Origin of the sequence: Microbacterium meiriae, assembly GCF_025143875.1 — a bacterium.
GTDB classification, from domain to species: domain Bacteria; phylum Actinomycetota; class Actinomycetes; order Actinomycetales; family Microbacteriaceae; genus Microbacterium; species Microbacterium meiriae.
The window spans coordinates 1-18,815 of the sequence record NZ_JAMBDU010000003.1 but is presented as its reverse complement, the minus strand read 5'-3'; the positions used below and the strand labels follow the sequence as shown (position 1 = coordinate 18,815).

Annotated in this window: 18 protein-coding genes; 10 read left to right on the top strand and 8 right to left on the bottom strand. The window is 72.2% G+C overall.

The features are described 5' to 3' along the window. Positions 1-156: 156 nt before the first annotated feature. Positions 157-1,350 (bottom strand): class I SAM-dependent methyltransferase, encoded by a 1,194-nt coding sequence (locus M4D53_RS02590; RefSeq protein ID WP_259951735.1) that lies wholly within the window; start codon positions 1,348-1,350, stop codon positions 157-159. Positions 1,351-1,553: 203 nt separating this feature from the next. Here M4D53_RS02590 and M4D53_RS02585 point away from each other — a divergent pair, with 203 nt between their 5' ends. The 4 genes from M4D53_RS02585 to M4D53_RS02570 all read left to right on the top strand — a co-directional run bounded on the left by M4D53_RS02585 (position 1,554) and on the right by M4D53_RS02570 (position 4,835). Beyond that, the gene (locus tag M4D53_RS02585; protein ID WP_025104181.1) at positions 1,554-1,943 is read left to right on the top strand and encodes a GntR family transcriptional regulator; all 390 of its coding nucleotides are present in this window, start codon (positions 1,554-1,556) and stop codon (positions 1,941-1,943) included. After that, a complete protein-coding gene (locus M4D53_RS02580; protein ID WP_259951731.1) occupies positions 1,940-2,857 on the top strand; it encodes an ABC transporter ATP-binding protein in 918 nt (305 codons plus the stop codon). Before M4D53_RS02585 ends, M4D53_RS02580 begins: the two co-directional genes overlap by 4 nt. Then, positions 2,857-3,543, top strand: coding sequence for a hypothetical protein (locus tag M4D53_RS02575; RefSeq protein ID WP_187662887.1), 687 nt, complete (start codon positions 2,857-2,859; stop codon positions 3,541-3,543). The genes M4D53_RS02580 and M4D53_RS02575 overlap by 1 nt, the downstream gene beginning before the upstream one ends. Positions 3,544-3,716: 173 nt before the next feature. After that, positions 3,717-4,835, top strand: a complete 1,119-nt coding sequence (locus M4D53_RS02570) for an FUSC family protein (RefSeq protein WP_259951730.1) — start codon at positions 3,717-3,719, stop codon at positions 4,833-4,835. 1 nt (position 4,836) lies between these two features. On the opposite strand, the gene M4D53_RS02565 is transcribed toward M4D53_RS02570, so the two are convergent. Further along, positions 4,837-5,427, bottom strand: coding sequence for an ArsR/SmtB family transcription factor (locus M4D53_RS02565; RefSeq protein WP_187662885.1), 591 nt, complete (start codon positions 5,425-5,427; stop codon positions 4,837-4,839). A gap of 70 nt (positions 5,428-5,497) precedes the next feature. Between M4D53_RS02565 and M4D53_RS02560 the strand changes: the two genes are divergently transcribed. Beyond that, a complete protein-coding gene (locus M4D53_RS02560) occupies positions 5,498-6,796 on the top strand; it encodes an MFS transporter (protein ID WP_259951728.1) in 1,299 nt (432 codons plus the stop codon). A gap of 9 nt (positions 6,797-6,805) precedes the next feature. Here M4D53_RS02560 and M4D53_RS02555 read toward each other — a convergent pair whose 3' ends face one another. Beyond that, positions 6,806-7,024, bottom strand: coding sequence for an SCO4848 family membrane protein (locus tag M4D53_RS02555; RefSeq protein ID WP_259951727.1), 219 nt, complete (start codon positions 7,022-7,024; stop codon positions 6,806-6,808). Between the two features lie 119 nt (positions 7,025-7,143). Between M4D53_RS02555 and M4D53_RS02550 the strand changes: the two genes are divergently transcribed. Genes M4D53_RS02550 through M4D53_RS02535 form a run of 4 tightly spaced genes read left to right on the top strand, consistent with a single transcriptional unit; the run spans position 7,144 to position 12,334 of the window. Next, positions 7,144-7,767 (top strand): RNA polymerase sigma factor, encoded by a 624-nt coding sequence (locus M4D53_RS02550; protein ID WP_232089144.1) that lies wholly within the window; start codon positions 7,144-7,146, stop codon positions 7,765-7,767. Continuing rightward, positions 7,764-8,219, top strand: coding sequence for a hypothetical protein (locus M4D53_RS02545; protein ID WP_259951726.1), 456 nt, complete (start codon positions 7,764-7,766; stop codon positions 8,217-8,219). Before M4D53_RS02550 ends, M4D53_RS02545 begins: the two co-directional genes overlap by 4 nt. 50 nt (positions 8,220-8,269) lie before the next feature. Next, on the top strand, positions 8,270-9,841 hold the full coding sequence (locus tag M4D53_RS02540; RefSeq protein ID WP_259951725.1) for a S8 family peptidase: 1,572 nt from the start codon (positions 8,270-8,272) through the stop codon (positions 9,839-9,841). A 48-nt stretch (positions 9,842-9,889) separates the two neighbouring features. Further along, positions 9,890-12,334, top strand: coding sequence for a CHAT domain-containing protein (locus M4D53_RS02535; RefSeq protein WP_259951724.1), 2,445 nt, complete (start codon positions 9,890-9,892; stop codon positions 12,332-12,334). Between the two features lie 256 nt (positions 12,335-12,590). Here the strand turns inward: M4D53_RS02535 and M4D53_RS02530 are convergent, their stop codons facing one another. The 5 genes from M4D53_RS02530 to M4D53_RS02510 are packed head-to-tail and all read right to left on the bottom strand — an operon-like array spanning position 12,591 to position 17,151. Beyond that, complete coding sequence (locus M4D53_RS02530; RefSeq protein WP_259951723.1) at positions 12,591-13,367, bottom strand: DeoR/GlpR family DNA-binding transcription regulator; 777 nt, start codon at positions 13,365-13,367, stop codon at positions 12,591-12,593. Further along, a complete protein-coding gene (locus M4D53_RS02525) occupies positions 13,364-14,296 on the bottom strand; it encodes a class II fructose-bisphosphate aldolase (protein WP_259951722.1) in 933 nt (310 codons plus the stop codon). The genes M4D53_RS02530 and M4D53_RS02525 overlap by 4 nt, the downstream gene beginning before the upstream one ends. Then, on the bottom strand, positions 14,293-15,237 hold the full coding sequence (locus M4D53_RS02520; protein ID WP_259951721.1) for a 1-phosphofructokinase family hexose kinase: 945 nt from the start codon (positions 15,235-15,237) through the stop codon (positions 14,293-14,295). Before M4D53_RS02520 ends, M4D53_RS02525 begins: the two co-directional genes overlap by 4 nt. Further along, positions 15,234-16,226: an ROK family protein gene (locus M4D53_RS02515; protein ID WP_259951720.1), complete on the bottom strand. Its 993-nt coding sequence runs from the start codon at positions 16,224-16,226 to the stop codon at positions 15,234-15,236. Before M4D53_RS02515 ends, M4D53_RS02520 begins: the two co-directional genes overlap by 4 nt. Before the next feature lie 25 nt (positions 16,227-16,251). Then, a complete protein-coding gene (locus M4D53_RS02510) occupies positions 16,252-17,151 on the bottom strand; it encodes an SIS domain-containing protein (RefSeq protein WP_259951719.1) in 900 nt (299 codons plus the stop codon). 276 nt (positions 17,152-17,427) lie between these two features. Between M4D53_RS02510 and M4D53_RS02505 the strand changes: the two genes are divergently transcribed. Further along, positions 17,428-18,678, top strand: a complete 1,251-nt coding sequence (locus tag M4D53_RS02505) for an extracellular solute-binding protein (protein ID WP_259951718.1) — start codon at positions 17,428-17,430, stop codon at positions 18,676-18,678. Positions 18,679-18,815: the final 137 nt, after the last annotated feature.

Genomic DNA, 18,815 nt, shown 5'->3' with positions numbered 1-18,815 from the left:
AGGACGTGACCGCGGACTGGTCTATGGGCCGTCAGGCCCGCAGACCAACGTAACGAAATGGCCGGTCAGCGGCAAATCCTGCTCCACGGACGTACCCGGGTTTCCGCCGCTGACCGGGGGATAGTACGAGCGTCTAGCAATCTCGGTGCGGCGTACTCACGGGCGCCGGACGGTGCGCGTCACGGTGAACTTCGGGGTGCGCCGGAGCTGGTCGGTGGGGCCGATCAGACGGCTCATCTCGGCCCGGTGGCCGAGGCTCGAGTTGTACACCGTGAACAGCTCCCCGTCCGGTCGGAGCAGACGCGCGGCGGCCTCGAACAGGCGGGTCGCGGCGCCGGTGTGCACGCTGGCGCCGAGGTGGAACGGCGGATTCAAGAGCACCGTGTCGAAGCTCCCCGGGGCGAGCGCCGAACCCGCGTCGTCGTGCGTGACCTCGACCCGGTCGGCCACGCCGTTCGCCGACGCGGTAGCACGGGCGGAGGCGACGGCGGCGGCCGAGCGGTCTGTGGCGACGACGCGGTCCTGCGGGTGGGCGAGCGCCCAGGACACGGCGAGCGCTCCGGTCCCGCAGCCGAGGTCGAGCACGCGGCGTCCGCCGTTCACAACTCCGGAAGAACGGCTGCTCTCGCCGCCGTTCCGCTCGTTCTCGGCGCGTGTCACCTCTGTTCTCCTGAGTTGTGAACCGTCGAGGTCGAGCACCTCGAGCAGGACCCGGGTGCCGATATCGAGGCGGGACCCGGCGAAGGCGCCGCCGTGGGCCACGAGGACGAGGTCGCCGTGCCGCGCGGTGACCGGGAACGACGGCGACTCGGGCACCGGGAGCGGCTCGGAGGCGACGAGCAGCCGCGACTTCCGCTCGGCGCGCTGCGCCTGTACCCGGGCGAAGCTCCGCCCCAGCACCTCGTTCTGCGCCAGAGTCATGTGCTTCACCCGACCGCCTGCGACGAGCACCACGTCAGGCGCAGCCCACCGGGCGACCGCATCCGCGATCTCCTCCAGTTCGGCGAGGGCCTTCGGGAGCTGCAGCAGCACCAGTTGCGCACCGGCGAGCAGGCTCTCGTCGAGTTCGTGCGGGGTGAACCCACCGATCCCGAGCTCCTCCGCATTGCGGGCGAGCGCGCGGCGTCCGGTCGCGAGATCCTGGTGCACACGGATCCCGCGCCGCCCGGCCGCCGTGAGAGCGAGCGAGATCGCGCCGTACTCGTCTCCGATCACGACCGTCCCGGACCCTGGCACGTCGAGGGCGAGCGCTCGTTCCACAAGCAGCAGATCGGTCGCATCGTAGGCCTGGAGGTTGTCCGCCTCGACGTCGGGCCAGCGACGCAGACGACTGTAGGGGAACTCCGGCACCAGCCCACTGTACGCGGCCGCCTCACCCTCTCCCCGTGCACAGCTTCGGAGCTGACGGCCGACACGCCGCCCGGACCGCCCGTCAGGCGGCGTGTCGACAGAGATCTCCGAAGCTGTGCCTGCCCGCGAAGGAGAGGGTTGACACGGAACCGGGTCCCATGGTTACTTAGTCAAGTAAGTAACCCAGCAACCACGGAGGACTCGTGATCGAAGAAGGCAAGCCGCTCTTCCTCCAGATCGCCGAGCAGATCGAGGACTCCATCCTCGACGGCTCGCTGGCCGAGGAGGCGCAGGCCCCTTCGACGAACGAGCTCGCCGCGTTCTACCGCATCAACCCCGCCACCGCTGCGAAGGGAGTCGCCATGCTCACCGACAAGGGAGTGCTCCACAAGCGCCGAGGCATCGGCATGTTCGTCTCGGAAGGCGCCAGGGAACTGCTCCTCGGCGAGCGCCGCGCGGCCTTCGCCGACCGCTACATCGACCCGCTCCTCGCGGAGGCCCGCACGCTGGGTCTCGGCGCGGAAGACCTCGCGGACCTGCTCCGGCAGCGCGCCGCATCCGCCCCCACCCCAGAAGGGAAGAACCCCGCATGACCGCCGTCATCGAGGTGCAGAACCTCACCAAGCGCTACAAGGAGAAGAGGGCGCTCGACAACGTGTCGCTCTCGCTCGAGGGAGGCTCGATCTACGGGCTCCTCGGCCGCAACGGTGCCGGGAAGACGACACTCATGTCGATCCTCACGGCGCAGAACTTCGAGTCCTCCGGCACTGTGAAGGTGTTCGGCGAGCACCCGTACGAGAACGCCCACGTGCTCGGCCGGATCTGCTTCGTCCGGGAGAGCCAGAAGTACCCGGACGACGCGACCCCGCGGCACGCGTTCGCCGCCGCGCGCCTGTTCTTCCCGCACTGGGACCAGGACCTCGCGGACGAGCTCATCGCGGAGTTCCAGCTGCCGATGAAGCAGACCATCAAGAAGCTCTCCCGCGGGCAGCTCTCCGCGGTCGGCGTCATCATCGGCCTGGCCTCCCGCGCCGAGATCACGTTCTTCGACGAGCCCTACCTGGGGCTCGACGCCGTCGCCCGGCAGATCTTCTACGACCGGCTCGTGGAGGACTACGCGGAGCACCCGCGCACGATCATCCTCTCCTCGCACCTGATCGACGAGGTCGCGAACCTCATCGAGAAGGTCATCGTGATCGACAACGGCCAGATCCTCCTGAACGAGGACACCGATGCCGTCCGCGACCGCGCCGTGACCGTCGTCGGCGACGCCACCAAGGTCGACGCCTGGACCGCCGGCCGCGAGGTGCTGCACCGGGATGAGCTCGGCCGCGTCGCCTCGGTCACCGTGCTCGGCACCCTCACCGCCGACGACCGCGCCGACGTGCGGGCCGCGGGTCTCGACCTCGCCCCCGTCTCGCTGCAGCAGCTCATCGTCCGCCTCACCCAGAAGGCCGAGAGCCGCGGCGCCACGAGAGCCGATGCCACCACGGAAGGAGTCCGCTGATGCGACGCACACTCAACGTCATCCGACTGCAGCTCATCAACCGGCAGACCTTCGTCTGGGTCCCGCTGATCATCCTCGGCTCCGCCGTCGTGATCTCGGTCCTCATCTACGCGATGATCCCGGGCGATGCCCCCAAGTACGGCGGAGGCGGCCAGGCGCCGCTGTGGTACTTCTTCGCGATCGGCCTGTCGGCCATGACGCTGACCTTCCCGTTCTCGCAGGCCATGAGCGTCACCCGGCGCGAGTTCTTCATCGGGACGCTGCTGACCGCGATCCTCGGGAGCGCACTGCTCGGGGTGCTGTTCCTCCTGGGCGGTGCGATCGAGCTCGCCACCAACGGCTACGGCGTGAACGGCTGGGTGTTCCACCTGCCGTGGCTGTGGGAGGCCGGCCCGCTCGGCGCCTTCGTCGTCTACTTCACCCTCGCCCTGTTCTTCTTCGTGGTCGGGTTCACCGGCGCGACCATCTACAAGAGCTGGGGTCCGATGGTCCTCACCATCGTCGGCGTCGCCCTGGCGCTCCTCCTCGTGGGGGTCGTGTACCTGGTGACACGGCTCGAGCTGTGGGGCGACGTGTGGCTCGGCATCCTCGACCTCGGCGCCGTGGGCCTCGCGCTCTGGGGGCTCGTGGTCGTGGCCGTCCTCAGCGTCATCTCGTTCCTCGCGTTCCGTCGGGCCACGCCCTGACGCAAGGATCCGAATCCGCGGATGCCGCGGCTGCGCACCCCGCGCGGTCGCGGCATCCGCGTCCTACCGCCTCTACCCGGCGGCCCGAGCCGGGGCAACCCGGTGGCCGCAGGCGGCCCTCGGCCCTATCCTCGCCAGAGAGGACCACCCGACCGCCGCGAGGAGAGGATGACGTGACGCCTGACCTTTCCCGCCTGCGCGTCCGCGAGCGCCGCTCGTACCTCGCCCGCACCATTCGCGAGGCGGTCCGACCCGCCCGCCTGCTCCTCGTCGTCAAGACGGCGCTCGCCGTGGGGCTCGCGTGGACCATCGCGCCGCACATGCCGGGAGTCACCGACGAGTACCCGTACTACGCACCCCTCGGCGCGCTCGTGAGCATGTATCCGACGCTCATGGGGTCCATGCGGTCGAGCCTGCAGACCCTGTTCGGCCTGGCCACCGGTATCGGTCTGGCCGCGGTGATCGTGCTCACCGTCGGACCGACGTGGTGGACGATCCCCCTCGTCGTCGGGCTCGGCGTCCTCGTGTCCGGCACCGGCTGGTTCGGCGTCGGCAAGGAGTACGTCCCGATGGCGGCGCTGTTCGTGCTCATCATCGGCGGTCAGAACGCGGACGACTACTCCGTCGGCTACCTGGCCCAGATGGGGGTCGGAGTCGTGATCGGCCTGGTGGTGAACCTTCTCTTCGCGCCCGCACCGCTCATCGGGTCGGCAGAGGCGCGGGTGGACGAGTTCCGCCGACAGCTCGCGGGACACCTGCACGACATCGGCTCCGCGGTCTCCGAATCCTGGCCGCCGGAGACCGCGCAGTGGGCGGACGATGCCGCCGCGCTCGCCGAGACCACTGCCGACCTCCGTGCGGCCCTGGCCGAAGCCGACGAGAGCGTGCGCTACAACCCCCGAGCGCGCCGTCGGCACGCGGGAACCGCCCACATCCACGAGCAGCTCTCCACCCTGGACCGGATCGCGCACCTCATCCGCGACATCGCCGACGCGACGGCCGACACGATCTGGGAGCGCCCCGCCGGCATGCCCCTCGACCCCGCGCTGCCCGAGCCGTTGTCCGCGGCCTGCCACGCCGTCGCCGACGTCATCGCCGAGGACGACCCCGCCTCGAGCGCGGCGCACCGCCGTCGCGGCGAGGCGGCGCGGGCGATCCGGCTCCTGCTGGAGCGCGTCGACGACCGCACGTTCGACGTCCGCAGTTCGATGGGACCGGGCGTGCTGACGGCGATGCACCTCCGCCGCATCCTCATCCTCAGCGGCGAGCGCCCCGACGACGACGACGAGTGACTCAGATGGTGTCGTCGGCGACGACGATGTCCATCTGCCAGTAACGGCCGGTCGGGTCGGTGTCGTCGTGCGCGGCGTCGGCGGCGGAGAGCACGTCGTTGATGTTGTGCATCACGTCGTCGAACTCGGCCTCCGTGAGGCGGATGGTGCGCTGCACGAATGACGCGTGCACCTCGGCCGTGCGCCCGGAGACGTACTCCGGCGTCCAGGCCATCACCCGCCGCACGAGGTCCTGGTGGTCTTCCGCGAGCGCCGCCACGACGGCCCCGCCGAGCGCCTCGTCGGGCACGGGGTTCTCCGGACCGCCGACGTTGAGGGCCCCTTTGCGGCCCGTCCACACGCGGTCGCGGCGGTCCCTGGCCTGCTCCGGCGCCTCCTCGATGAGCCCCGCCTCGGCGAGCACTCGCAGGTGGAAGCTGGCGCTGTTGGCGGGCACATCGAGCTCGCCCGCGATGTCCGCCGCGCGCAGGAATCCCCGCCGGGCGATCAGGCGGAGGATCTGTCGGCGCAACGGGTGCGAGTAGGCCTTGAGCATGGCCGACGTCATGAAGGCGGCGTCCTCCCGGGAGGTCGTTTCCGCGTCGTCGGCCATTCCCCGATCCTAGTCACGCAATTCCGCACGAATAGTTGCGCAATTAGTCTTGCGCAACTATCGTCGAGCCATGACGATGACGCCCACCCCCCACCGCCTGTCGCGGAACACGCGTTACCTCACCTGGCTCATCAGCGACACGAGCAAAGGCCTGGCGTCTGCCCTGTTCGGATTCGCCGTGCCGCTGCTCGCGCTGATCATCACGAACGACCCCGCGCAGGCCGGCGTCATCGCAGGTGCGGGCATGGTGGCCCGCCTGCTGCTCACGCTGGTCGGCGGCATCCTGGCGGACCGGCACCGGCGCATCGTGCTCATGCTCGTCGGCTCGATCCTGGGGATCGTGCTGGCCGGAGCCTTCACGCTCCTCGCTCTCGGCGGCGCTCTCACCTTCGCGACCCTCCTCGTGATCGACGTGCTGTTGGCCGCACGGAGCGGCCTCTTCGACGTCGCCGGCGAGAGCGCATTGAAGGAGATCGTCCCGGATGACGCGATGGGGCGGGCGCAGGCCGCGAACCAGGGGCGCGACGCCGCCCTCCAGCTGGCGGGCGGGCCTCTGGGCGGGCTGTTGCTCGGCGTGGGCGGCTGGCTCGTCGGTGCCGTCATGACCCTCTGCCACCTCGTCGCGGCCGTGACCGCCGGGTTGCTCGGCCGTCAGACCAGGCGAGCGGGCATCGCCGACACCGGTGCCGAGGAGGACGCGGACCTCGACGCGCCCACCACCCGCCCGAACGCCTGGCGGGAGTTCCGGGAGGGATTCGGCTGGCTGCTGTCCCGCCCCGACCTCGGCGGCGTCATGCTCATCATGACGGTCATCAACCTCGGCTTCAACGCCGCGATCACCACCGTCGTCTACGCCCTGCAGCAGGCGGGGCACTCCGAACTGCTCATCGGCACGGTCAGCGCGGCGATCGGCGCCGTGATGCTCGTCGGCGCGGTCGTCGCCCCGTTCCTCGTGCCCCGGATCCCGGCGGGGGTGCTGACGATCGGCGGACTCACGGTCGTCGCCCTCTGCGCCGTGGTGCTGTCGTTCGTGTCCGCGCCGTGGGCCGTCGCGGTCGTCCTCGGTGCCTCGGTGCTCCTTCTCCCCGCCCTGAACGCGGGGATGATGGGCTACTTCATGGTGGCCACGCCCTCCCGACTGCTGGGGCGCGCGAACAGCGCCATCGGCGTGCTTGCGATGGGAGCCATGCCGCTCGCCCCCCTCATCGCCGGCTTCGGCCTCGCGTGGGCGGGACGCCAGGGCACCATCCTGATCTGCGCAGCCCTGTGCGTGCTGGCCGCCGCCCTCGCGATCGGGAATCGCGCCCTCCGCAGCCTCCCCGTCGAGTCTCGGTGGGCCGCGCACGCCGCCCAGTACGAGGCGGACTGAGGCTCCGCGCTAGGGCGCGACCGCCAGCACAGTGATACCCGCCGCCGCGGAGGCCACGGCGAGCACCAGCGCGATCGCGATGAGGATGACGTGCACGCGGAGGAACGGGGTGGCCTTGCCGTTCTCGTCCCTGGCGCGCGGATCGTTCGCGACCCGCTTGTAGAACCGCGGCCAGACGAGCACGTTGAAGCCGGCATTGAGGAACAGCACGACGACGAGAGCGATCACCCCTCCACGCTATCGAGGGTGTCGTCGCCCCACGGATTCGGGCGTCGGAATTCTTGGACCGCGACATGTATCACCGAGCCCTTGCCGTGCTCCTGGTAGGTGTGATCACAATGGGCTTCATGATCGACGGTGCCCCCGGCGCCGCCTTCGATCCGGCATCCGACGACGGGCGCGCACGCTGGGAACGTGCCGCGGACCTGTTCGATGCGTGGCGCGATGGCGACGGCCGCTCGATGGACGACCTGGTGCGGCTGATGACGCCGGTGCTGTGGCACGTCGTGCGCGCCTACGGCCTCGAACGCACCCTCGCGGAAGACGTCGTGCAGACGACCTGGCTCCAGCTCGTGCGCGGCCACGGTGCCATCGCCGACCCGCGGGCCGTCTCCGCGTGGCTCACGACCACCGCCCGCCGCGAGGCCTGGAAGGTCGGCAAGGCGAACGGTCGCGTCGACACCGCGGAATCCGACGACCTGGACGCCCTCCTTCCGGAGCAGGCGTCCGCCGAGGAGCACGCCACGCTGGACGACGAGAACCGACGGCTCTGGGCCGCGGTCCGCCGCCTCGCCGAGCGCTGCCAGCGTCTCCTCCGGGTGATCGCCTTCGAGGACCGCCCTGACTACGCGCGCCTCGCCCGCGACCTGTCCATGCCGGTCGGCAGCATCGGGCCGACCCGCAGCCGCTGCCTCGCGAAGCTCCGCGACCTCCTCGACGCCCCGGCCCGTCGGACGGAGGGACGATCATGAGCGATGAGGACGACGCCCGGCTCTTCGCCCGCCTGCGCAGCCTCTGGGGAGAGGTCGATCCGGTCCCTGCCGGGCTGATCGACCGGATGGTCGCCGCGGTCGCGGCGGATGGCCTCAACCGCGAGTACGCGCTGCTCACCCTCGTGGAGGGCCAGCTCGGCACGGTCCGCGGCGAGACCGACGCCCTCACCCTCCAGTTCAGCGACGGCAGCACGAGCATCCTCCTCCACGTCACGACGACCGCGTCCGGACGACGAAGGATCGACGGCTGGGTGGACACCGCCGCTGCGGAGATCGTGTTGCTGCAGGGCGAGCGCGGGCGCCGCACGACCCCGGCGGAGACCGGCCGATTCGTGTTCGACGAGGTGCCGTCGGGGCTCAGCCGCGTGCGCCTGACCGCGACGGTCGGCGACGAGACCCGCACCCTGGAGACCCCGCAGTTCGAGTTGTGACCCCGCATCGCCGGCGCCGTCGCCGTCGATGCCCACGGAGAGGATGACCGATGGAGCAGCCCCAGGGATGGACCTGGCAGGACCGCGCGGAGGGATCGATCCGCCGCGGGACCGCCCTCGACCCCAGCACCGAACCGGTGGACGGGATCCGAGCGTTCCCCACCGCGTACCTGCCGGAGCGCCTGCTGATCACGCGTGCCCTCGACGAGCAGGAGGCGTACGACCGCGAGCTGCGCGCCCTGAGGGATGCCGCCGACTCCTTCGGCTGGCGGCTGGAGCTGGAGTCGCCGGAGCGGGAGATCGGGAACGGCGAGCTCGTGCCGGGTGTCGCGGGGTTCCTGCGGGCGCGCTTGACCACGCCGGATGAGCCGACCAGGGGCGAGTCCCCCGTGGCACCCGATGCCTGGCGGGTGCTGCAACGCGCGCGTCGTCTGTCGCGCTCGACGATGCCGCGGACCAGCCTCGAGCACGTGCTCTCGATCGATCCGGTCGGGCTCAACCCGTTCACCCGCACGAACCCGTTCACGCGGACGAACCCGTTCACCCGGACGAACCCCGTCCGCGGTGCGGCACCCGGCGGAGGCGGTAGCGACGACTACCTGGAGCCCGGACGCGGGGCGCGGCAGCCGGTCACCTGGCTCGGTCCCGCCCCGGCCCGCGCCGCCGCTCCGAAGCGCGGACGACGGCCGGTCGTGGCGATCCTCGACACCGGGTGCGGGGAGCACGCCTGGCTGCCGTCCGACATCGTCACCCGGCACGTGGAGCTCGACGGCGTCCCCGTGGGCTTCACGGACGACGCCGACCCGGAGCGCTACCCCGACCTCTACGGGCAGCTCGACGGCGAGATCGACGCGGTGGCCGGGCACGGCACCTTCATCGCGGGCCTCGTGCGTCAGGCCGCTCCGGACGCCGACATCCTGTCGATCCGTGTCGCCGGCGCGCTCGGGGTGGTGGACGAGAGCACGCTCCTCGAGACCGTGGCGCAGGTCGTGGAGCTGCTCCGGCGGCATCGGGAGGATCCGACGACGGGCTTCCCGATCGACGTGCTGAACCTCTCCCTCAGCTACTACCACGAGACCCCGACCGACGGGCTCTTCAGCACGACGCTGTACGAGCTGCTCGCGAAGGCCAGGGAACTCGGCTGCGTGGTCGTCTGCTCGGCCGGCAACGACGCGATCGACCGCCCCTCCTTCCCCGCGTCGCTGTGGCCGTGGCCCGGCGCCGACAACGGGCTGCGGTCCGACCACGGGGCTCCGCACGTCTCCGTCGGCGCCCTGAACCCATCGGCGCACTCCGTGGCCCTGTTCTCGAACGTCGGCCCGTGGGTGCAGGTGTACGCCCCGGGCGCCGCGGTGGTCAGCACCTCGCCGGCCTTCGTCGGCGGCGCGCAGGCCGCGACCCGCGCAGACGTCGACGGGCTGCCGCGCGAGACGCTCGACCCGGACGACTACCGAGGCGGCTTCGCGGTGTGGAGCGGCACCTCCTTCGCGGCTCCGTACATCGCCGGACGGGTCGCCGCCCAGCTCGGCGCCGTCCCCGCCCAGGGCGTGAAGCCCGCCGTCGCCGCGAAGGCCGTCGCCGCCGTCCTGACCTCGCTGCCGACGCCGCACGAGAGGTCCTGACGCCTCTCACCCTTCCGCACGACCACCCCGGCACGGCATCCTGGACGGATGCCCCTGTCCGCGAGCGCGCTGCACCGACGCGGCGTCGAGGCGGCCAACGCCCGGCAGTTCACCCGTGCCCGGCGGGAGCTGGAGAAAGCCGCCGCCCGCACGGACGACGTCGACCTCCGCGCGCGGATCGACGGCACGACGGCGTATGTGCTCGCGCAGACCGGTGAGCCCGCGGCGGCGGAGGCGCTGTGCCGGGAGGCCCTGGCCAGGGACGGACTGCAGGCCGAGACGGTCGCCCTCCTCGGCGGGCAGCTCGGCGCCCTCCTCATGCACGGCGGACGGATGGAGGAGGCCGAGGCGAGCCTGACCGCCGCGATCGACGCACTCAACGCTGCCGGTGCCGAGACGCCGGCCCTCGCGAACTGTCTGATGAACCGGTCGGTGGTGCGGATGCAACGCCATCAGCTGGACACCTGCATGGCCGACCTCCGACGTGCGATCGGGATCTACGAGGCGCACGACGAACGGGACTCCCTCGCCGAGGCCACGCACAACCTCGGCTATGCCGCGCTGCTCGGCGGTGACCTCGTGTCGGCGCTGCGCCTGATGGCCGCGTCCCGGCCGACGTTCGCGGCCACCAGCGCCCTGGCCACCGCCATCAGCGACCTCGACCGCGCCGAGGTGCTCCGCGACGCGGGCCTGACGACCGAGGCGGAGGCGCTGCTCGGCCGCGTGGCCGTGCAGTTCGGTGCGCAGCGGATGCGGCAGGCCCGTGGTGAGGCCGAGTTCCACCTCGCCCGCTCGCTCGTCCGGCACGACCCTCGGGCGGCCGAGCGCGCCGCCCGCACCGCCGCCCGACGCTTCACCGCCCTCGGCAGCAGCGGCTGGGCGGCCAGAGCCGCCGCGGTGCAGCTGGAGGCGCGGCAGCGGATCCGGCCCGACCGCCCCCTCGATGCCGACGCGTGGGAACGCGTGGCGCAGGAGCTCGACCGGAGCGGCTTCCGCACCGAAGCCACGGCCCTGCGGCTGAGCGCCCGCCGCGACGGCACCGGCCGCCTCCCCCGCGTCCCCGCTTCGGCCCCGACGCCGCTGCGGCTCCGTGCGCAGGAGGTCCGCGCGGCCCGCGCCGCCGGACGCGGCCGTGACGGGGAGGCGCTGCGCGCCGCGGCCGCCGGGCTCGACCTGCTGTCGGCGTGGCAGCGGTCGTTCGGCGCCCTCGACCTGCAGGCCTCCGTCGCCATGCACGCCAGCGACCTCGTGTTCACCGGGCTCGCCGCCGCCGTCCGCCGCCGCGACCCTGCGACGCTCTTCGAGTGGTCCGAGCGCGCCCGGCACCTCAGCCAACAGGTCGCCCCCGTCCGCCCCCCGCACGACGACGCCCTCGCCGCCGACCTCGCAGAACTGCGGATGCTGCGCGCCGACCTCGCGGGGGCGGACTGGACGACCGACCCCACCGTCCGCGCGCTCCGCGACCGGGTGCGGGAGCGGCAGTGGTCCGCCACCGGCTCGGGAGCGACGAGGGAGCGCCGGACGCTCGCCGAGACCTCCGCGCTCCTGCCGTCCGATACGGCGGTGCTGGCCTACGTCTACACCGGCACCGGCCTGCACGGGGTGGTGGTGCGGCCGGCCGGCGCGACCGTCGTCGACCTGTCGTGGTCGCGGGTACGGACCGCTCTCGACGGCCTGCGCGCCGACCTCGACATGGCCGCGCTCACGCGGGGCGGCGCGATGGGGCCGGTGACCGCGCGCGCTCTGACGGCACGCCTCGCAGTCCTGGACGACGAGCTGCTCGGGCCGATGCGCCGGGCCGCCGCGGGCGCCGAGCGGTTCGTCGTCACCGTTCCCGGAATCCTCGGCGGGGTGCCGTGGGCCATGCTCCCCGGCATGCACGGCGTGCCGTTCACCCTCGCGACCTCGGTCTCGCGCTGGTTTCACGGCACGACGGCCGCCGCCTCGACCCCGAGCGTGGGCTTCGCGGCGGGACCACGGGTACCGCGGGCGGCGGAAGAGGTCCGGCGCGCGGCGGATTCATGGACGACGCGGGGGGCGACCCGCCTGCTGCAGGGCACCGAGGCGACCGTGACCGCCGCCACGGCACTGGCCGGTTCCGTCGATGTGCTCCACATCGCCGCGCACGGACGCCATGCGGTCGACAATCCTCTGTTCTCCGGCTTCGAGCTCGCCGACGGGGTGCTCTTCGGCTACGACGTCGACCTCATCCCCCGGGTGCCGCGGACCGTGATCCTCTCGGCGTGCGAGCTGGGGCGCTCCTCCGTGCGCTGGGGAGAGGAGGCCCTGGGCATGACGCGGGTCTGGCTGCACGCGGGCGCGGACTCGGTCATCGCGGCCCCGGTCACGGTGCCGGACGACGACGCCTGCGAGCTCCTCACCGCGGTCCACGACGGCCTCTCGACCGGTGCTTCTCCCGCCGACGCCCTGGCGAGCGCCGCGCTGACGACGGGGGTTTCCGCCCCATTCCAGTGTCACGGCAACGGATTCTGACTTTTTTGCCGGACCGAGGTATCAGAATCGCACCCACCCTCTCCTGTTCTTCGGAAGGTGTCGAGCGACAGGCCTCGAAGGGAGAGGCCCGAGGGAGGCGCCGTCGGTTCTGGGGAAACGCCGCTGGGGAGCGGGAAGACGAGACGGACACCATCTGCTCGGGAGCGTCGCGGTATGCAGCCGCGACGCTCTCGCAGGGCCTCGGCGATCTGGGGACGCCGAGGCCCTCGGGGTGTCCGCGGGCGGCCGGAGCGCCTCAGGCGAGGAGGACGCTGTACCCCGCGGCGCGCAGCGCATCGACCGCGGCGCCGTCGGCTCCTCGATCCGTGATGACGGTGGCGAAGAGCTCCGGCCCGCCGACCGTGGAGAACGCCTCGACCCCGAGCTTGCTGCCGTCGGTCACGACGACGGCGCGCCGCGCACGCTCCGCCATCATCCGGTTCACCGCCGCCTCGCGCTCGTCCTGCGTGGTCGCCCCGGCTGCCGCGTCCATCCCGTTCACACCGATGAAGGCGAGGTCCAGCCGCACCCCGCGGAGCAGCTGCTCGACGAACGGGCCCACGAGCTCGTACGTGCGCGAGTGGATGACACCGCCCGTGACGACCACCTTGATCTCCGGCCGGGTGGCGAGCTGAGCGGCGATGTTCACGGCGTTCGTGACCACCGTGATCCCGCCCTCCGCTGCCAGGTCCTCGCGGGCGGCGAGCGCGGCCGCGATGGCCGTGGTCGTCGTGCCGCCGGAGAGGCCGACCACCATACCGGGGGTGACGAGCGCCGCCGCGGTCTGTGCGATGCTCTCCTTCTCGTGCGTGCGGAGATGGCTCTTGTAGCGGAGGGGCAGTTCGTAGGCGACGGTCTGGGCGACAGCCCCGCCGTGCGTGCGGGTGAGCAGCCGCTGCTCGGCGAGGGAGTCGAGGTCGCGGCGGGTGGTGGCCGGAGAGGCTCCGAACCGCTCCACCAGCTCCTCCACCGTCACCTCCCCGTCCGCCGCGAGGAGGTCGAGGATCGCGTGCAGTCGGGCCGCCCGCTTCACCGGTCGTCGTTTCGCGTCGAGGTCGCAGCGCTGCCGGGAACCTCTGCGACCGGAGCGGGATTCTGCGACGGCAGCAGGGCGAACAGTCGCAGCATCCGGGCGGCTTCGTCCGCGAGGGCGGCGCGGGCGGGAGCGAGGTACTTGCGGGAGTCGACGAGACGCTCGTCGGCGGCGAGCACCTCGCGGACCGCGCGCGTGAAGAAGCCGTTGAGGTGGGTGGAGACGTTGACCTTCGTCATCCCGGCGCGCACGGCGTCGGCGATCACGGCGTCGGCAACCCCGGAGGAGCCGTGCAGCACGAGAGGCACGTCGGTCCCGTCGGAGGCGGCACCGCGGAGGGCCGCCCGCAGGCGGGCGATGAGGTCGAGGTCGAGGGAGGCGGTGCGGTCGGTCATGGCGTGCGACGACCCCACGGCCACGGCGAGCGCGTCCACCCCGGTCGCGGCGACGAACGCCCGCGCCTCGACCGGATCGGTGCGCACGCCGGGGGCATGGGCGCCGTCCTTCCCGCCCACCTCGCCGAGCTCGCCCTCCACGTAGACCCCTGCCGCGCGCGCCCGGGCGGCGACCTCGGCGGTCACCGCCACGTTCTCGTCGTAGGGCAGCGCGCCGCCGTCGAACATGACCGAGCCGAAGCCGAGGGCCACCGCCTCGTCGACGAGCTCCGGTCGCTCCGCGTGGTCGAGGTGCACCGCCACCGGGGTCTCCGCGCGTCCTGCCGCGGCGAGCGTCGCGAGGGCGATCGGCTCCAGACCGCCGTGATAGTCGGCGCAGTTCTGCGAGATCTGCAGGATCACGGGGAGCTGTGCGAGTGCGGAGGCCCGCACGAGGCCCTCCGCGGTCTCCAGGTGGATGACGTTGAAGGCACCGATGCCGGTGCCGGCGGTGGCAGCTGCGGAGACGAGCTCCCGGGCGGAGACGAGGGTCACGAAGGGTCCTTCCGGAAGGAGGCGGGGTCGGGGCGGGACACGCGGAGCTGCTCCTCGAGCGCGCGCCAGCGGGGAGAGATGTCGCCGGCGAGCGGCATGAGCACGGCGGCCGCCGACCACGCGGTCGCGCGGCGGAGGATGACCTCGGGATCACGCTCGCCCTCCGCGGAGAGCACGGCGCAGGCCGCGACCGCGGCGTCTCCCGCACCGGTCGGGTTGCCGGAGAGCGGCTCGTCGAGTCGGGCGTGCAGGAGATCGGTCGCGGTCACCGCGAGCATGCCGTCGGCCCCGAGCGACAGGAGCACGAGCTCGGCGCCCCGGGCCAGCAGCGACCGGGCCCCCTCGACGGGGTCGTCGATGCCGGTGGCTTCGGCGAGCTCCGCGGCATTGGGTTTGAGCACGGTGGCTCCGGCGTCGGCGGCGCGCAGGAGGGCCGGGCCCGAGATGTCCACGATCACCGGGACCCGGGCGTCGGCGCCCACCGCGACGAGCATCGGCACGAGCGATTCCGGCGCTCCCGGGGGGAGGCTCCCGGAGACGACGAGGACCCCGGCGCCGGGAAGCCGGTCGACGATCTCCGCGAGAAGCCCGCCCCACTCGGCATCGGTGGGGTTCACCCCTCGTTCGTTGACGATCGTGGTGTCGCCCGCGGCCTCGTCGACGAGGGCGATGCTGCGACGGGTGTCGGCCGCGACGGGCACGAGCACATGGGGCACGCCGCTGGCCGTGAGCTCCGCGGCGAACTCCGCGCCGACCGGACCGCCGGCCGTGGTCAGCGCGAGGACGGACGCCCCCTCGGCGTGCGCGACCCTGGCGACGTTGAGGCCCTTGCCGCCGGCGCGGGACGCCCCGGTCTCGGCACGGTGCGTCCCGCCTGCGACGAGGCGATCGACCCGCCAGGTGAGGTCCAGGGCCGGGTTCGGGGTGACGGTGAGGATCATGCGAGCTCCCTGGCACGGAGGGCGGCGCCGATCAGTCCCGCGTTGCCGGACAGCTCGGCGGGGACGAGCGCGGGGAGGCGGTGGAAGCTGAGGCGGGCGGCGAGACGGGTCCGCAGCTCGTCGAAGAGCGCGCCGCCCGCCCGCGACAGTCCGCCGCCGATCACCACGGCCTCGGGGGCGACCACGGCGGTCAGCTGCGCGAGCGACAGGGTGAGTGCGTCCAGCGCCGAGTCCCAGATTTCCGCGGCGACCCGATCCCCGGCGGCCGCGCGGGCGATGACGTCCTTGGCACCGTCCGGGGTCGTCCCCGTGGCCTCCCGGTAGCGGCGCGCGATGGCGCCCGCCGAGGCCACGGCCTCCAGACAGCCACGGGCACCGCACGGGCACACCGGTCCGTCGGCGATCGGGGAGTGACCGATCTCGCCGGCGTAGCCTCCGGCCGTGTAGGGGTGGCCGCCGACGAGCAGGGCCCCCGCGATCCCGGTGCCGATCACGAGGATCACCGCGTCGTCGTAGGCCCGCGCGCCGCCCAGCTCGTGCTCGGCCCAACTCGCGGCGCGCACGTCGTGGTCGAACGCGACGGGGAGGCCGAGACGCTCGGCGGCGAGCGCGCGCAGCGGTGCGTCCCGCCAGCCCATGTTGCTCGCGAACACTCCGATCCCGGCGGCCGCGTCGACGATCCCCGGCACCACGAGCCCGGCGGCGCGCGGCGTCACGTCGGGATGCTCATCGCGGAGCTGCGCGGCGAGCACCTGCAGCCGGTCGAGCAGCGCGGGGGTGCGGTCGCCGTCGGCCGTGGGGGTGGGCGTGCGGCGGAGACCGAGCGCCCGCCCGTCCGCATCGAACAGCGCCGACTTGATGTCCGTCCCTCCGACGTCGAAGGCCAGGACGGGCGACCCGGCGCCGAGCGTGCGCACCGCGGCGAGCTTCTCGCCGGCCTCGTCCCTCGCGACGTCGGGGATCGCGTCCGCGGCGTCGTTCGGGGTCATCGCTCGGCTCCGGGGATCGCTGGCGTCATGCATCCAGGATGACGGATCGCGTGAGGTTGCGCGGCTGGTCGGGGTCGAGCCCGCGGGCCACGGCACGGTCGAGGGCTGTCCGGTGCAGGCGCACGAGATCGGCGAGCGGGTCGATCGCGCGGTGCTCGAAACGGGCGCCCGTGGCGCGCACCTCCGCGGCCAGTCCTTCCGGTGCCTCTCCGAACTGCCACGTCACCCGGCCCGGGGCGGCGATGGCGATCGGACCGTGACGGTAGTCCATCGACGGATACGCCTCGGTCCACGACTGCGACGACTCGCGCAGCTTCAGGGCGGCCTCGTGGGCCAGGCCGATCGTCCAGCCCCGACCGAGGAACGTGTACTGCTCGGCATCGCGCAGCTCGATGTCGTCCCCGTCTTCGGCGAGCACGGCCGACGCGTCGGCGATGGCTCCGGAGAGGTCCTCACCCAGCGACGCCCGGAAGAGGGCGAGCGCGGTCGTGGCGAAGCGCGTTTGCACCACCGACTGTTCGTCGGCGAACGGCAGCAGCACGGCATCGTCGACGAGGGAGACGAGCGGGGAGTCGGGGTCGCCGATCACGCCGATCGTGCGGGTGCGCCCCTTGATGCGGTCGACGAGCTCCAGCACCTCGGTGGTGGTGCCGGAGCGGGTGAGGGCGACGACGGCGTCGTAGCCGCGGTCGACGAAGGCCTCGGAGGCCGCGAACGCGTCGGTCTCGCCGTGGCCGGACGACTCGCGCAGCGCGGCGTAGGACTGCGCCATGAACCACGACGTGCCGCAGCCGACGACCGCGACCCGTGCACCCCGGGCCGGCAGCAGAGCCTGCTCGGCGGTGAGTTCGGCGGCGGTGGCCCACATCTCCGGCTGGGAGCGGAGCTCTGCGCGCATGTGTGCGCCGGGCAGCGAAGCGGTCATGAAGAGGCCTTTCGGACGAGATGTTGCGTACTTGTGATTGTTTCGGGCGTTATCCGATCATAGTATTTCGTCCCAGGAGAGCAACATCTTGATTTGTTTGTTTGCCTGACAAATAATCAGGACGAGTTCCCCCGAGCCCCCGCTCGGACGATCACGACCGCGCAGGCGGCGCGATCATCACGCACCGTCGCGTGGAGTGTTCTGCGACTGTGCACCACCCCCCTCTCCGGAGAGCGGATCCCGCCCGCTGGAGCAGCACCCACAGTGAGGAATGCAATGCCCATGAACAAGTCACGGCGATACGGGGCCGCAGCGGTCGCGGCCGTCGCCACGCTGTCGCTCGCATCCTGCGGTTTCGGTGGATCGGGAGGAGACAGCGGTGGCGGCGACGACGCCAGTACGCTCGACCTGCTCGTCCCCAGCTACTCCGACGCCACGAAGGGACTCTGGGAAGACGTCATCGACGGGTTCACCGAGAAGAACCCCGACATCAAGGTCAACCTCGAGGTGCAGTCGTGGGACAACCTCGAGAAGGTCATCTCCACGAAGGTCCAGGCCGGCGAGGCGCCCGACATCTACAACGGCGGTCCCTTCGCGGGTTTCGTCGAGGACGAGCTGCTCTACCCCGTCGAGGAGGTCGTGTCCGACGACGTCTACTCCGACTTCCAGAACTCCTTCCTCGCCAACGCCGAGGTCGACGGCACCGCCTACGCCCTGCCGATGATCGCCTCCGCGCGCGCCCTGTTCGTCAACAACGACCTCCTCTCCCAGGCGGGCGTCGAGGCGCCGACCGACTGGGACTCCCTGCTCGACGCGGCGACCAAGGTGTCCGGGCTCGGCGGCGGTGTCGCGGGCTACGGCATGCCGCTCGGCTCGGAGGAGGCACAGGCCGAGGCCGCCGTGTGGCTCTGGGGCGGCGGCGGATCCTTCGGCGACGCGTCGGAAATCACCATCGACACCCCGGAGAACCTGGTCGGCGCCGAGCAGATCAAGAAGATGATCGACGCCGGGGCGACCCAGGCCGACCCCGGCTCCACGCAGCGCTCCCCGCTGATGGACATCTTCATCCAGGGCAAGATCGGCATGCAGGTCGGCCTGCCGCCGACGGTCGGTCAGATCGCCGAGAACAACCCGGAGCTCGACTACTCCATCGTCCCGATCCCGACGAAGGACGGCTCGCCGTTCACCCTCGGCGTCATGGACCAGCTGATGGCGTTCGAGAACGACGGCGACAAGCAGGAGGCGATCACGAAGTTCCTCGACTACTTCTACTCGCCCGAGGTCTACGTGCCGTGGGTGCAGGCGGAGGGCTTCCTCCCCGTCACGAAGTCCGGCGCCGAGGAGCTGTCCGGCGAGGAGGCCCTCAAGCCGTTCCTCGACGTGCTGCCCGACGCGCAGTTCTACCCGTCGACCAACCCGAAGTGGTCGGCCGCGGACGGCGCCTTCAAGTCGCTGTTCGGACAGATCCAGGACCAGCCGGCGGCCGATGTGCTGAAGCAGATCCAGGACCAGGTGGACGCGGGCTGACCCGCGGAACGGAGAGGTTCGGGAATCCCCCATGAGCCAGACGACAGAATCCTCGAACCTCGCGGGGGGGGGCCCCCCCCCCCCCCCCCCCCCCCCCCCCCCCCCGCGGCGGGGGGGGGGGCCCCCCCCCCCCCCCC

Bases quoted from the DNA above. Each gene is read 5' to 3' on its own strand.
- M4D53_RS02560 (WP_259951728.1), top strand. From the start codon at position 5,498: ATGACGATGACGCCCACCCCCCACCGCCTGTCGCGGAACACGCGTTAC.
- M4D53_RS02505 (WP_259951718.1), top strand. From the start codon at position 17,428: ATGCCCATGAACAAGTCACGGCGATACGGGGCCGCAGCGGTCGCGGCC.
- M4D53_RS02515 (WP_259951720.1), bottom strand. From the start codon at position 16,226: ATGACCCCGAACGACGCCGCGGACGCGATCCCCGACGTCGCGAGGGAC.
- M4D53_RS02540 (WP_259951725.1), top strand. From the start codon at position 8,270: ATGGAGCAGCCCCAGGGATGGACCTGGCAGGACCGCGCGGAGGGATCG.
- M4D53_RS02550 (WP_232089144.1), top strand. From the start codon at position 7,144: ATGATCGACGGTGCCCCCGGCGCCGCCTTCGATCCGGCATCCGACGAC.
- M4D53_RS02535 (WP_259951724.1), top strand. From the start codon at position 9,890: ATGCCCCTGTCCGCGAGCGCGCTGCACCGACGCGGCGTCGAGGCGGCC.
- M4D53_RS02545 (WP_259951726.1), top strand. From the start codon at position 7,764: ATGAGCGATGAGGACGACGCCCGGCTCTTCGCCCGCCTGCGCAGCCTC.
- M4D53_RS02510 (WP_259951719.1), bottom strand. From the start codon at position 17,151: ATGACCGCTTCGCTGCCCGGCGCACACATGCGCGCAGAGCTCCGCTCC.
- M4D53_RS02565 (WP_187662885.1), bottom strand. From the start codon at position 5,427: ATGGCCGACGACGCGGAAACGACCTCCCGGGAGGACGCCGCCTTCATG.
- M4D53_RS02580 (WP_259951731.1), top strand. From the start codon at position 1,940: ATGACCGCCGTCATCGAGGTGCAGAACCTCACCAAGCGCTACAAGGAG.
- M4D53_RS02575 (WP_187662887.1), top strand. From the start codon at position 2,857: ATGCGACGCACACTCAACGTCATCCGACTGCAGCTCATCAACCGGCAG.
- M4D53_RS02520 (WP_259951721.1), bottom strand. From the start codon at position 15,237: ATGATCCTCACCGTCACCCCGAACCCGGCCCTGGACCTCACCTGGCGG.